The following is a 13,812-nucleotide window of genomic DNA, read 5'->3' as shown; positions in this document are numbered from 1 at the left end:
ACGAGTAACGCCGATTCATGGTCGTCTTTGATCACGGCATGAACATAACATGCGCGCTTCCGCGCGTCGATGCTCGCGAATGGCGGCGCTTGTCGGCTCCCCGCCCGTCCCTTCCGCTCTCGAGAGCGGAAGTTTCGGAAAAACACTTTTGCCGCAACTAATGCAAAAGCTGTCGGATCGGCAGTGCGCCTGCTACCGTGATGCCGTCAGCGTGGACGGCCGGCCCGTGCGCCGTTTGCTCCGAGCTCGCCCCGTGCGCTGCCGCCCTGCATCACATTTCAAGGAGGAAAGAATGCGCTCACACCTGAAGGTGCGCACACGGCTGCTGCTGACCGGAACCGCCGTCGTCGCCGCCGTCGGCCTGCTCGCCGGCTGCACCGGCACCGGCGCCGACGAGGACGACGTCGTCGACCAGGGCACGTCGTCGGAGGAGAACGCCGAGTCCGGCGACACGGTCGTCATCGGCTTCTCCGGGCCCGCCGCCGACCACGGCTGGCTCGGCGCCATCAACTCCGGCGCCCAGGCGGCCGCCGACAGCTTCGACGACGTCGAGCTCCGCGTCGCCGAGGGCACCAACGACCCGATCGCGCAGATCGCGGCCGTCGAGACCTTCGTCAACGACGGGGTCGACGCGATCGTGCTGCTGCCGACCGACGGCGCGGCTCTCACCGAGGCGGCCATCGCGGCGATGGAGGCAGGCATCCCGGTCATCAACGTCGACCGCGAGTTCTCGAGCCCCTTCGCCGCGCGCACCACGATCCTCGGCGACAACTACGGCATGGGCGTCAGCGCCGGCACGTACATCTGCGAACAGCTCGGCGACAACCCCGACGCGATCGTCGCCGAGATCGCCGGCATCGACTCGCTGCCGCTGACGCAGGACCGGTCCGACGGCTTCGCCGACGCGCTCGGCGACTGCGGTCTCGAGGTCTCGGCCCGAGTGGCCGCGGACTTCACGGTCGCCGGCGGCGAGGCGGCGGCATCCCAGCTGCTCTCGGCCAACCCGCAGATCGACGCGATCTGGAACCACGACGACGACCAGGGGATCGGCGTGCTCGCCGCGATCGAGTCGGCCGGCCGCGACGAGTTCTTCATGATGGGCGGGGCGGGCAGCCGCAGCGCCATGGAGGCGATCGAGGCCGACGACACGGTGCTCAAGGCCACGGTCATCTACCCGTCGACCCAGGCGGCCGACGGCGTCGCACTCGCGCGCCTCATCGCGCAGAGCAAGACCATGGGGGACCTCATCACGCCGAGCATCCCCAACCGGGTCGTGCTCGACGCGCCCGTCGTCACGAAGGACAACGTCGACCAGTTCATCGACCTGTCGTTCGAGTGATCCATCCTCGCGGGCGCCCGTCTTCGACGCGGGCGCCCGCGACCTGCTCCCGAGGGGGAATCGCGTTGACCACCGACCACACCGCCGCCACCCGTCCGCTGCGCGTCGCCATGATCGGCTACGGCTTCATGGGCGCCGCGCACTCGCAAGGCTGGCGCGTCGCGCCGCGCTTCTTCGACCTGCCCCTGGCGCCGTCGATGGACGTCGTCGTCGGGCGTGACGCCACCGCCGTGGCGGCCGCGGCCGACAAGTGGGGGTGGCGCGAGAGCGCGACCGACTGGCGCGAGGTCATCAGCCGTGACGACATCGACCTGGTCGACATCGTCACGCCCGGCGACACGCACGCCGAGATCGCGATCGCCGCCCTGGACGCCGGCAAGCACGTGCTCTGCGAGAAGCCGCTGGCCAACACCGTCGCCGAGGCGGAGGCCATGACCGAGGCCGCCGCCCGCGCCGCGGCCCGCGGCATCCGCTCGATGGTCGGCTTCACCTACCGCCGGGTGCCGGCGGCGACGTTCGCGCGCGACCTCGTCGCGGCCGGCCGCATCGGCGAGGTCCGCCAGGTGCGCGCCGAGTACCTGCAGGACTGGCTGATGGACGCCGAGGCGCCGCTGACGTGGCGCATGCAGAAGGATCGCGCGGGCTCCGGCGCGCTGGGCGACATCGGCGCCCACGCGGTCGACCTGACCGAGTACATCACCGGGCAGCGCGTCGAGACGGTCTCGGGCATCCTCGAGACGATCGTGACCGAGCGGCCCCTGCTCGGCGAGGGCGTCGGGCTCTCCGGGACGGCCCGGCAGGAGCGCGGGGCGGTGACCGTCGACGACCTCGCGCTGTTCACCGGCCGCCTCTCGTCCGGCGCGCTGGCCTCGTTCGAGGCGACGCGCTTCCGCACCGGGCGCAAGAACGCGCTGCGCATCGAGGTCGCCGGGTCTCTCGGCGCGATCTCGTTCGACCTCGAGAGCATGAACGAGCTCGGCTTCTACGACGCGACGCTTCCCGCGACGGAGCAGGGCTTCCGCCGGATCCTCGTCACCGAGCACGACCACCCCTATCTGGCGCCGTGGTGGCCGACCGGGCACATGCTGGGCTACGAGCACGGCTTCAGCCACCAGGTCGTCGACCTCGTGGCGGCGATCGCCGCCGGCACGCAGCCCGAGCCCTCGTTCCAGGCCGGGCTCCACATCCAGCGCGTCCTCGATGCGGTCGAGCGCAGCTCGAACGACGGCAGCGCCTGGACGCCGACCGGCAGCTGAGCCGGACCGGTCCCCGTCAGACGGCGGGGACGGATGCCTCGGCCAGCGCGCGCCGGGCGAGGTCCAGGTGCGCGCGGGTCATCGTCGTGGAGTCCTCGTCGAGCCACTCGTGCCCGCCCCACTCGCTGGTCAGCGACCCGGAGAAGCCCGTGCGGCGCAGCGCGCCGCCGATGTCGGCGATCGGGCGTGACACGCGGCCGTCGGTGTCGTCGAGGTCCCAGAACTTCAGGTGCACGCCGGCGGTGAGCGGAAGGAGCGGCTCGAGGTCGGAGACCTCGGAACGGCCGAAGCGCACCAGCAGGTTCATGAAGAGGGTGTGCACGACGGGCGGCACGCGTCCGCCGCGCAACGCGGCGAGCACGGCCTCGTGCGTCTCGGGCGCCCGCCACTCGCGCTCCAGCCGGACCACGAGCTCCTCCTCGACCCCGCCGCGGCGGAGCTCCTCCACGTAGGTGGGCGGCAGTGACGGCATCAGCATGCTGATGTCGATGAGCACGCGGACGCGCGGATCGCCGAGATCCTCGAGGAGCTCCAGGTTCGCCAGGGTCCCGGGTTCGTCCAGCGTCTGCCGGCCTTGGATCTCCTCGAACAGCACGATGTCGAGCTCCTCCAGCACGGGCTGGACGAGGCGCAGCAGCTCGGGTCCCGCCTGCCCGAACGGCACGCGAACACCGCGCGCACCGAGCCGGGCCGCGGCACGCAGCTGCGGCTCGAGGAATCCCCGTCGCTCGGCCTCGCTGCGGCGGCGGGCGGGCAGCGCCCAGTCGTCCAGGCTCGCCCCGACGATCGTCACCGCCCCTCCGGCGGTGGTGAGCCGCTCGCGCAGGCGGTCGACCTCGGCATCGGAGGGCTGCGGGAAGGTGCGCCACACCTGTCCGGCCTCGATCTCCAGGGTCGGGCTGACGCCGTCGGTCACGACCGCGACGGCGACGTCCTCGGCCGTGCGCTCGGCGCGGATGACCTCCGGCGTCCAGTTGAACGCGCTCGCCGACAGCGTCCACCCGGCCGGCAGCGGGGTCGGCCGAGCGGGTGTCGGCGGTGCGGCAGCCGTCGTGGACGGTGACCCGGCGTCGTCGGCCACGGCTTCGACGACGGATGCCGCGACCCCCGCGTCGAGCACGCGCTCCGCCCGGAACGGCAGCATGAGAGGGCCCGAAGGACCGGCCTGCAGGTACGGGACGGCGAGGACGAACGAAAGGGCGACGGCGTGGGCGCCGGGCGACGGCACGCGGTCGCCCCGCAGCTCCAGGCGGTCCTGGATGAACCACCAGCCGGCTTCGCGGGACAGCTCGGGGAGTGGGACGCTCCGCCCGTCGACCACGGCGTCGACGACGACCGGCTCGCCGTCGATCGACACCTCGAGGTCGGTGACCGCGGCGAGCGGCATCGAGCGGATCCACGGCAGGCTCACCCGGAGGGCGAAGCCGGTGTCCGTCGCGATCAGCGCGTCCTCCAGCAGCATCGGCAACGTCATCGGGCCCGCTTCCTCGTCCGGCACCGGCAGACCCGGCTTGAGGAAGAAACCTACACCCTTATGTCGGTTTCTGGAAGAAGTAAGCTCCGAGGGTCGCGAGTCAGGCCACGGCCTCCAGCGTGCCCGCGATCGCCGCGATCGTGGGGCGGCCGATGCCGAACCACCGCGGAAAGGTGACGTCGAAGAGCTGCTCGCGCACCATCTCGAAGCCGCCGCGGAGCGGCTCGCGCACGTCGTTGACGGATTGCGCGATCGTCAGGTCGCGCGTCGCGAGGGGCAGGGACAGTTCGTAGACCCGCTGCCGCACCTCCGCCAGGAGCAGTTCGCCCGCTCCTGCGACCGCACCGCCGACGACGATGACCGAGGGATTGAACATGTTGACGAGGGCCGCGATCGACTCGCCGACCACCCGCGCGCAGCGCTGGATGAGCCGGATGGCCAGGGCGTCGCCGTCCTCCGCGGCGATCGAGATCCGCTCGGGTGTCAGCTCCGCGCCCTCGCGCACCGCGGAGGCGAGCGCGCCCGTCGCGCCGGCCTCGATCTCGGCGGCGGCGTCGCGCACGAGCGCCCAGCCGCCGGCGACCGCTTCGAGGCAGCCGACCTTGCCGCATCGGCACGCCAGATCGGAGTCGTGCACCCGCACGTGGCCGATGTCGCCCGCGGCGCCATTCGCGCCGCGGTGGATGCGGCCGTGCGAGAGCAGACCGGCGCCGATGCCCGTGCCGATCTTGCAGTAGATGAGGTCGAGGGTCTCGTCGCCGCGCCTGGCCCGCTCGCCGAAGGTGAGCAGGTTGACGTCGTTGTCGACCCAGACCGGCGCGTCGTAGCGCTGCTCGAAGCGCCGGCGCACGTCGAAGCCGTTCCAGCCAGGCATGATCGGGGGCGCCACCGGTCGCCCGGACTCGAAGTCCACCGGGCCGGGCACGCCGACGGCGATTCCCCACACCGGGAGATCGCCGGTCCGCGAGAGCACCTCGTCGATCATGCTGAGCGCCTTATCGAGGGTCTCGGCGGGTCCGCGGGCGATGTCCCACGCGGAGTGCGCCTGCTCGATGACGTCGCCGTCCAGGTGGGCCACGCCGACGTGGATGTGCAGCGCGCCGAGGGCGCACACGACGATGCGGCCGGCGTCCCCGCGGAACCGCAGGGTGCGAGGAGCGCGGCCGCCGGACGAGGGGCCGAAGTCGCCGTCGGCGAGGTAGCCCATCTCGATCGCGTGGTCGACCCGCTGCGTCACGACACCGCGCCCGAGGCCCGTGACGCGGCCGATCTCGGGACGGGTCGCCGCCTCGCCCGTGCGAACCATGTTGACGATCCGCAGCAGGCTCGTCATCTCGTCAGTCTGCGCGCCGAAACGCAAGGTGGACTCCCTGGCCATGGTCGATTCTTGCATAACGGCATGCGGTTGAACCCGATTTTCGACCATCTATAGTCAAACGGCTCCGGACTTAGGTAAAGTTCACGCAGAAGTAGGAGGCGACGATGACCCATCGCGTCGGTGTGATCGGGGCCGGCCCCGGCGTCGCCGCACTGCACCTGCCGACGCTGGCGCGCCTGAGCGATCTGTTCGCGGTGACGCACGTCGCCGACGCCGGGAGCGGCCGTGCCGCCGCGCTCGCCGCCCGCACGGGCGCCCGCGCGTCGGCCGGCGCCGAGCAGCTGCTGGCCGACCCGGACATCGACGTGGTCGCGATCTGCAGTCCGCCCGACGAGCACGCCGGTCACATCCTCGCGGCGGTCGCCGCCGGCAAGCGGGCCATCCTGTGCGAGAAGCCCGTGGCCACCAATGTCGCCGACGCCGAGAAGGCCGTCGACGCCTGCCGCGAGGCGGGGGTCGCGCTGGTCGTCGGGACCAACCACTACTACGACCCGGCCTGGGGACGCGCGCGCCACCACCTCTCGGCCTCTGGCGGCCCCGTCGTCTCGATCTCGGTGACCCTCGCCCTCCCGCCGAACGGTCGCTACCACGACGTGGTGACCGAGGTGGCGGCCCCGTTCGCGGCGCGCCCGGCGCCCGATCTCTCACGCCCGGAGGTCGCCGCCGGCGTCGTCCGGGCGCTGGTCACGGGGCTCGCCATCCACGACCTCCCTCTTGTCCGCGATCTCGCACCACGGTTCGAGCGCGTCGCCTTCGCGCGCGCCCTCGCGCCGATCGGATTCGCCGCGGGCTTCGTCGCGAGCGGCATCCCGGTCCAGTTCACGACCGTCATGCTGCCCGGCGGTGCCGACGCGCTGTGGCGGGTCACCGTCACCACGACCCGCGACCGGCTGGACGTGACGTTCCCGCCCGCCTTCGTGCACGCGGGCAGCGCCGGCGTCCGCGTGCTCACCGCGGACGGCCGCGACACGACGTACGACCGCGATCCGGGCGACGGCTACCTCGCCGAATGGCGCGCGCTCGCGGAGCTCATCGACAGCGGCATGCCCGTGGAGTACGACGAGCTCCTCGACGACGTGCGCTACGCCTCGACGCTCGCCGACCAGGCCGCCGGCCTCGCGGGGGTGCCGGCGTGACCGTCGCGGTGTCCACGACGCTGCAGCCCTATCGCGTCGCCGCGGCGGAGCTGCCGCAGAGCGTCCGCCTCGCCGGCGACCCGTCCGGCGCGGTGGTCGCGATCGGCGGGGAGCGATGGACGGATGCCGCCGAGCGCGCGATCCGCGTCGGCGCTGCCGCCGTCGTGGTGAGGCGCCCGGGGGCGGCGCCCCTCGACGACCTCGCGCGGCTCGCTGAGCTCGCGATCCCGATCGTGCTCGATCGCCCGCTGCTCCGGGCCGATGCCGTCGTGGCCGCCCGCGCGGCGCTGGACGGCGCCGGTCCGTTCGCGACGGCGACCGTGGAGTGCCACGCACCGTCCCGCGCGCTGCGCGACGCGCTCCGTGATGCGGTGGGCTGGACGCGGGTCCTGCTCGGCGCCGACCCCCGGGTGTCGTCCCCGTGCTTCGACGGCTCGGCGTCGGGCGGCCGCGGGCTCGCCCTGCTCGAGGCGCCCGGCGGCGTCCCGGCGTCCGTCATCGCAGCCGCGACGCCCGGCGCCCCTCCGCTCGGACGCGTGCGCGCCATGCGCCTCGGTGAGACGCTCGTCGAGTTCGACGGCGACGAGCACCAGCAGCGGATCGAGGTCGCCGATGCCGCCGGCCGACGAGTCCTCCCGCGGCTGTTCGAGTCGCCCGAGCGGGTGGCGCTGCGCCGCGCCGTCGCGGCGGTCCTGGCCGGCCAGGCGACGCGCGACGTGGCGGAGTTCGCGCACGACGACGGGCTGGCGGCGGTGCTCGGCGACGCCGTGACGGCATAAACGGCGTCGATCCGAGGGATAGCCGATATGGCATTCCCGGATATGCCCGACTCCGACGAAAGTGGGATGCGGGATCACCCGCCAGCTCTTCCGAAAGGGTCGATGATGATCAAGCTCCTGTCCCACCTCTCCTATGTGGAGATCACGTCGCCGGATGTCGAGGCATCCGTCGACTTCTACGTCAACCAGGTCGGCCTGACCGTCGTCGACCGCGTCGACGGCGCCGTCTACCTCCGCTGCTGGGGCGACTACTACGCCTACAGCGTGGTCGTCGTGCCGGGCGACGAGCCCTCGCTCGTGACCGCCGCGTGGCGCACCTCCAGCGAGGAGGCGCTCGAGGAGGCCGCCAAGCGCGTCGAGGCCGCCGGTGTCCAGGGCGAGTGGGTCGACGTGCACAAGATCGGCCGCGCCTACCGCTTCACCGGCCCGTGGGGCCACACCCTCACGCTGCACTGGGACGTCACCCGCCACCACGACACCGAGGGCGACGCCGCGTCGATCTACCCCGACCGCCCGTCGCGTCGCAGCAAGGTCGCGGGCGCCCCGCGTCAGCTCGACCACGTCACGATCGCCACGAGCGACGTGGACGGCTTCGTCCAGTGGTACGTCGACGTGCTCGGCTTCCGCTTCATGGCGCGCACGGTGCTCGACGAGGCGCCCATCTCGGTCTTCTCGGTCCTCACCACGAACGAGAAGTCGCACGACCTCGGCGTCGTCCTCGACGGCTCCAGCCGCGCCGGCCGCGTGAACCACTACGCCTTCTGGGTCGACACGCGCGAGGAGCTGCTCATCGCGGCGGACGTCCTCGGCGAGAACGGCTACCCGATCGAGTACGGCCCGTCGATCCACGGCATCGGCGAGCAGAACTTCCTCTACTACCGCGAGCCGTCGTCGCTGCGCATCGAGCTCAACACCGGCGGGTACCGCAACTACGTGCCGGACTGGGAGGCGAACACCTGGAAGCCGTCCCAGGGGTCGAACAACTTCTACCGCAACAGCGTCATGCCGATGTCGATGACGGAGTCGTTCCCGCCCGCCGACGGACCGTCGGCGACCGAGGAGGGCGTGCCGGACGAGATCAAGGCGGCGCTCTTCAACCCCTACGCCAAGCACGGCCAGGGCTGACAGGCTCGGGGGTGGGGGTGCCGACAGCGCCCCCGCCCTCGCACCACGTTCCGAACCACGGACATGGAGACACGATGACGACGACGTCGACAGCAGGACTCACCGCCCCCTTCGCCCTCGCGCGCTACCGCGACGGCGATTCCGTGCGTCTGGGCCTCGTCGCCGGCGACCGCATCCGCGCGGTCTCGGCCGACGAGCTCGGCGCCGCCGACCTCAACGCCTTCCTCGCACAGCCCGAATGGGACCGCCTGCGCCTGCTCGCCGACGCGGAGAGCGAGGGATGGATGCCGCTGACAGACGTCGTGCTCACGGCTCCGGTCGAGCCGCGGCAGGTGCTGCAGGCGGGCGCCAACTACCGCACGCACGTCGTGCAGCTGATCATGGCCGGTCTCACCAAGGGTGGCGAGGCGCGGCTGTCGCCGGACGAGGTGCGGGCCAAGGCGGAGAGCATCATGGACGCCCGTGCCGCGAGCGGGCGCCCTTTCATCTTCCTGGGACTGCCCCAGTGCGTCGTCGGCGACGACGTGCCGCTCGTGCTGCCGGACTACAGCGAGACCCATGACTGGGAGCTCGAGCTGGCCGTCGTGATCGGCCGCGAGGCCTTCCGCGTCGACCCCGAGCACGCACTGGACCATGTCGCCGGCTACACCATCGTCAACGACATCACGACCCGTGATCGCGTCTTCCCGCCCGATGTGGGCGACATCGGCGCCGACTGGTACCGCTCCAAGAACGCTCCGGGTTTCCTCCCCGCCGGGCCCTTCCTCGTGCCGTCGACCTTCGTCGACCCGAGCGACCTGTCGGTGAAGCTGGAGCTCAACGGCGATGTGATGCAGGATGCCACGACCGCCGAGCTGGTCTTCGATGTCAAGACGCTCGTCGCCGCGGCATCCCAGACCCTTCCGCTCCTGCCGGGCGACCTCCTGCTCACGGGAAGCCCCGCAGGCAACGGCCAGCACTGGAAGCGGTTCCTGCGGGACGGCGACGTCATGACGGGCTCCATCGCGGGCCTCGGCACGCAGGTGGTCCGCTGCCTCGCAGAGGGGCCGGCGGCATGACCGGTCCGAGCGAGAACCCCGCAGACCTCGACCGGCAGGACCCCGAGGGCGAGATCGCCGCGCGCGCCGAGGCGTTCCGCAATTGGGGCCGCTGGGGCCAGGACGATGTGCTGGGCACCCTGAACTTCATCGACGAGGCCAAGCGGACAGAGGCCGCCGCGCTCGTGCGCAGCGGCGAGGCGATCTCGCTGGCCCAGGCGTTCGACACCAACGGCCCGCAGAAGGGCTGGCGCCGGCGCACCAACCCGGTGCACACCATGACGGACACCGGCACGGACGCCGAGCGTGGCAACCAGGGATTCCCGCACGGCATCGGCGGCGCGGACGACGTCATCGCGATGCCGCTGCAGTGCTCGACGCAGTGGGACGGGCTCGGGCACATCTTCGACCACGGCAACGCGTGGAACGGCCGGCGGGCGGGCGACGTCGTCACCAGCGACGGCGACCTCGTCACGGGCATCGAGCACGCGGCATCCGTCATCGTGTCCCGTGGCGTGCTGCTCGACGTCGGCCGCCACCTCTCGCCCGCGACCGGCGAGCTCGCCGACGGGTACGCCATCACCGTCGCCGACCTCGAGGCGACCATCGCGGCGCAGGGGGAGTCCAGCCGCGTCGGCCGCGGGGACATCGTGCTCGTGCGCACCGGCCAGTACGCGCGCACACGCCGCGACGGGTGGGGCGACTACGCCGGCGGACCGGCGCCGGGCCTCTCGCTCACCACGGCCGGGTGGCTGCACCGCACCGAGATCGCGGCGATCGCCACCGACACCTGGGGGTTCGAGGTGCGCCCGAACGAGTTCGACGCACCCGCCTTCCAGCCGCTGCACCAGGTGGTGATCCCCAACATGGGGCTGACCATCGGAGAGATGTGGAACCTCGACGCCCTCGCCGACGCCTGTGCGCGCGGCGGGCGCTACGACTTCCTGCTCTCGGCGGCGCCGCTGCCCATCACCGGGGCCGTCGGGTCTCCGATCAACCCGATCGCCATCCTCTAGCCACTTCATCCGCACCATCCAGAACAGGGAGGTTCTGACATGACCGCAGTCCGCAAGGTCGCCATCGCCGGAAGCGGCGTCGCGGGACTCGCCGCCGCCATCCAGCTCGCGAAGGCCGGCGTCGACGTCGACGTCTTCGAGGCCAAGCCCGAGCTCACCGCGCTCGGCTCGGGCATCTCGCTGCAGGGCAACGCGCTGCGGGTGTTCGATGCCCTCGGCGCGTGGGACGACATCAACGCCGCCGGCTTCGCCTTCGAGGGGCTCAACCTGCGCGCCCCCGGTCCCGGCGCCCCGGTCGTCGCGGCGCTGCCGGACCTCAAGACCGGCGGACCCGACTACCCGTCGAGCATGGGGATACCGCGGGCGGACCTGGCGCGGATCCTGTCCGAGCACGCGCAGAGGGCCGGCGCACGCTTGCACTTCGGTGCGGACATCAGCGGTCTCGACGCGCGCGCGGACGGCGCCGTCGAGGTGTTCGTCGCCGGCGAGTCGGTCGGAGAGTTCGACCTGCTCATCGGTGCAGACGGACTGAACTCGAAGGTGCGCGGACTCATCGGCATCGAGACCAAGCCCGAGCCGACGGGCATGGGGATCTGGCGGGCCTTCGTGTCGCGTCCGGCGGAGGTGGAGAGCACGGAGCTCTACTACGGCGGACCGATGTACATCGCCGGCTACACGCCCACGGGCGACGACAGCATGTACGCGTTCCTGGTCGAGAAGGCCCAGGACCGCTTCGGCCTCTCCGACGAGGAGGCCAGCCGCATCATGCTCGAGGAGTCCCGCGCCTACGACGGGCCCTGGAACGCGATCCGCGCCGACCTCGAGAACGGTGCGCACGCGAATTACACCTGGTTCACCCAGCACATCGTCGAGGAGCCGTGGAACCGCGGCCGCGTCGTCATCATCGGCGACGCCGCGCACTCGTGCCCCCCGACGATCGCGCAGGGCGCCGCCCAGGGCCTGGAGGACGCGCTCGTCCTCACCGAGCTGCTGGTGCAGCGCGACGCCGTCGACCAGCAGCTGTGGGACGAGTTCCACGCGCGACGCCTGCCGCGGGCGAAGGCCGTGGTCGAGGCATCCGTGCAACTCGGCCAATGGCAGCTCGACGGCGTCCGCGACGCCGACGCCGGTGGTCTCATGTTCGGCATCGCACAGATGACGGCGCAGCCGGCATGACCACCGACGTCCACGCGCACCTCCTCCTGCCCGCCCTGCACGACGAGGTGGTGCGCCGTGCGCCCGAGCTCGTCGCCGAGGCGGCGGAGCTGGAGCGGCGCCGCAACGGCGTCGAGAGCCTCCAGGCCTCCGGCGCCATGGTCGGGGCACGCATCCCGAAGCTCACCGACGTCGGCGCCCGGCTCGCGGCGATGGACGCGCAGGGCGTCGACCGGCAGTGGGTGAGCGTCTCGCCCAACCACTTCTATCCGTGGGCGCCCGAGGGCCTCGCGGTGTGGGTGGCGGGGGAGACCAACCGGCTCATCGCCGAGCACGTCTCCCGTGCGCCCGACCGCCTCACCGGGTTGGGCGTGGTGCCGCTGCAGCACCCGGAGCGGATCGTGGAGTACCTCGACGACGCCGTGCTCGGCCGGGGCCTCGCGGGCGTGGAGATCTCGTCGTTCGCCGGCGACGTCGAGCTGTCGGACGAGCGTCTCGAGCCGTTCTGGGCGCGCGCTGCCGAGCTCGGCTGCGTCGTGTTCCTGCACCCGTTCGGCTGCAGCCTCGACGAGCGCCTGGACCGGTTCTACCTGTCCAACACCGTGGGGCAGCCGACCGAGAACGCGGTCGCGCTGTCGCACCTCATCTTCGCGGGGGTGCTGGATCGTCACCCTGACCTGAAGATCGTGGCCGCCCACGGCGGGGGATACCTTCCGTTCGCGATCGGTCGCTCCGACCGCGCGTGGCGCGTCCGCCCCGAGGCGCGCCGCTGCGCGCACGCGCCCTCGAGCTACCTCAAGAAGCTGTGGTTCGACACCGTCGTGCACGACCCGGTCGCGCTGCGGCACCTGGTCGAGGTGGCGGGCGGCTCGCGGGTGCTGCTGGGCAGCGACTTCCCGTTCGACATGGGCCTGGACGACCCGGTGTCGTTCGTGCGCGGCGCGGACCTGCCGCCGGAGCTGACCGAGCGCATCCTCTCGAGCAACGCCGAGGCGCTCCTCCAGACGCGGGTGCGCGCATGAGGATCGCGCGCTGGGAGTCCGGCGGCGCCGTCGGCGAGGGGTTCGTCGTCGGCGACCGCGTCATGCCGTTCCCCGACGGCGAGACCGTCGCGGGGATCCTGGCGGGAGGGCTGGATGCCGCGCGCGCCGCGTTCGCGCGGATCGACCGGTCCGGCGGCACGGCGCTGGCCGACGTGCGCCTGCTGGCGCCGCTGGTCCCGGCATCCGTCCGCGACTTCGTGGCGTTCGAGGAGCACGTCGAGGGCGTGAGCGCCGGCGTGGAGGGCAAGAGCTTCGTCGCGCCGGAGTGGTACGAGGCTCCGACGTTCTACTTCACCAACCCGCACACGATCCTCGGCCCCGGCGACACGCTCCGGCCGCCCGTCACCGAGCGGCTCGACTTCGAGCTGGAGCTCGCCGTCGTCGTGGGGGGAGAGCCCGGTGCGAACCTCGAGCCGGAGGCCGCGGCATCCCGCATCTTCGGCTACACGATCATGAACGACTGGTCGGCGCGCGACCTGCAGGGCCGTGAGATGAAGGTGCGGCTCGGGCCGGCCAAGGGCAAGGACTTCGGCACGAGCCTCGGCCCGTGGATCGTCACGGCCGACGAGCTGGAGCCGTTCCTCGACGCCGACGGGTTCCTCGCAGTGCGCGCCGAGGTGCGCGTCAACGGCGAGCTGATCGGCGAGGACCTCGTCTCGAACATGGGCTGGCCCTTCCCCGAGCTGGTCGCCTACGCATCGCGCAACTCCCGCGTCGTGGCGGGTGACGTGCTCGGCAGCGGCACGGTCGGCAACGGCGGATGCCTCGGCGAGCTGTGGGGCCGCAACGGCGGCCTCGTCCCCCCGCCGCTCGGTGAGGGCGACGAGGTGCGCATGACGGTGGAGGGGATCGGCGAGCTCGTCGGTCTCGTGGGGGAGGCCGTCCCCGCCCCCGAGCCGGCTGCAGCGCGCCCGCGCCCCCGTGCGCGTCGACGGGGCTGACGCGGTCGGGGCACTTATGTTGATTTCTTGCTAAAGAATGGTTAGAATCGACGGTGACGTCGGGGCCGCTGCCGGCCCGTCCCCTGCCGCGAAGGCGCGCAGGGGCACATCCCGTCGCGTCGATCGCCCGGTC

12 protein-coding genes are annotated in these 13,812 nt (G+C 72.1%); 10 read left to right on the top strand and 2 right to left on the bottom strand.

Going from position 1 to position 13,812, the window contains the following annotated elements; all coding sequences use genetic code 11:
* Nucleotides 1-292 precede the first annotated feature (292 nt).
* Nucleotides 293-1,339: a substrate-binding domain-containing protein gene (locus ACWGUG_RS01385; RefSeq protein WP_378878714.1), complete on the top strand. Its 1,047-nt coding sequence runs from the start codon at nucleotides 293-295 to the stop codon at nucleotides 1,337-1,339.
* Between the two features lie 110 nt (nucleotides 1,340-1,449).
* Nucleotides 1,450-2,595 carry a Gfo/Idh/MocA family protein gene (locus ACWGUG_RS01380; protein ID WP_452324182.1) on the top strand — a complete coding sequence of 382 codons (1,146 nt, stop codon included), beginning with the start codon at nucleotides 1,450-1,452 and terminating at the stop codon, nucleotides 2,593-2,595.
* A gap of 16 nt (nucleotides 2,596-2,611) precedes the next feature.
* Here ACWGUG_RS01380 and ACWGUG_RS01375 read toward each other — a convergent pair whose 3' ends face one another.
* Both ACWGUG_RS01375 and ACWGUG_RS01370 read right to left on the bottom strand, forming a co-directional pair.
* The gene (locus ACWGUG_RS01375) at nucleotides 2,612-4,069 is read right to left on the bottom strand and encodes a hypothetical protein (protein ID WP_452323594.1); all 1,458 of its coding nucleotides are present in this window, start codon (nucleotides 4,067-4,069) and stop codon (nucleotides 2,612-2,614) included.
* Nucleotides 4,070-4,169: 100 nt separating this feature from the next.
* Nucleotides 4,170-5,447 (bottom strand): ROK family protein, encoded by a 1,278-nt coding sequence (locus tag ACWGUG_RS01370; protein ID WP_452323593.1) that lies wholly within the window; start codon nucleotides 5,445-5,447, stop codon nucleotides 4,170-4,172.
* A 104-nt stretch (nucleotides 5,448-5,551) separates the two neighbouring features.
* On the opposite strand from ACWGUG_RS01370, the gene ACWGUG_RS01365 reads away from it, so the two are divergent.
* From ACWGUG_RS01365 to ACWGUG_RS01330, 8 genes are all read left to right on the top strand, one after another.
* Nucleotides 5,552-6,583: a Gfo/Idh/MocA family protein gene (locus ACWGUG_RS01365; RefSeq protein ID WP_452323592.1), complete on the top strand. Its 1,032-nt coding sequence runs from the start codon at nucleotides 5,552-5,554 to the stop codon at nucleotides 6,581-6,583.
* On the top strand, nucleotides 6,580-7,362 hold the full coding sequence (locus tag ACWGUG_RS01360; RefSeq protein ID WP_452323591.1) for a hypothetical protein: 783 nt from the start codon (nucleotides 6,580-6,582) through the stop codon (nucleotides 7,360-7,362). Before ACWGUG_RS01365 ends, ACWGUG_RS01360 begins: the two co-directional genes overlap by 4 nt.
* A gap of 105 nt (nucleotides 7,363-7,467) precedes the next feature.
* Nucleotides 7,468-8,487: a VOC family protein gene (locus ACWGUG_RS01355; RefSeq protein WP_378878704.1), complete on the top strand. Its 1,020-nt coding sequence runs from the start codon at nucleotides 7,468-7,470 to the stop codon at nucleotides 8,485-8,487.
* 74 nt (nucleotides 8,488-8,561) lie between these two features.
* The gene (locus ACWGUG_RS01350; RefSeq protein WP_452323590.1) at nucleotides 8,562-9,545 is read left to right on the top strand and encodes a fumarylacetoacetate hydrolase family protein; all 984 of its coding nucleotides are present in this window, start codon (nucleotides 8,562-8,564) and stop codon (nucleotides 9,543-9,545) included.
* Entirely contained in the window at nucleotides 9,542-10,540 is a 999-nt protein-coding gene (locus ACWGUG_RS01345; protein WP_452323589.1) for a cyclase family protein, read from the top strand. The genes ACWGUG_RS01350 and ACWGUG_RS01345 overlap by 4 nt, the downstream gene beginning before the upstream one ends.
* 39 nt (nucleotides 10,541-10,579) lie before the next feature.
* Nucleotides 10,580-11,716, top strand: a complete 1,137-nt coding sequence (locus ACWGUG_RS01340; protein WP_336394329.1) for an FAD-dependent monooxygenase — start codon at nucleotides 10,580-10,582, stop codon at nucleotides 11,714-11,716.
* A complete protein-coding gene (locus ACWGUG_RS01335) occupies nucleotides 11,713-12,717 on the top strand; it encodes an amidohydrolase family protein (protein ID WP_452323588.1) in 1,005 nt (334 codons plus the stop codon). Before ACWGUG_RS01340 ends, ACWGUG_RS01335 begins: the two co-directional genes overlap by 4 nt.
* Nucleotides 12,714-13,679, top strand: a complete 966-nt coding sequence (locus ACWGUG_RS01330) for a fumarylacetoacetate hydrolase family protein (protein WP_452323587.1) — start codon at nucleotides 12,714-12,716, stop codon at nucleotides 13,677-13,679. Before ACWGUG_RS01335 ends, ACWGUG_RS01330 begins: the two co-directional genes overlap by 4 nt.
* The last annotated feature ends 133 nt before the right edge of the window (nucleotides 13,680-13,812 follow it).

It is taken from the genome of Microbacterium sp. NPDC055455, assembly GCF_053619935.1.
The sequence above is the reverse complement of the archived record's forward strand: the minus strand, read 5'-3'. Positions and strand labels throughout refer to the sequence as shown.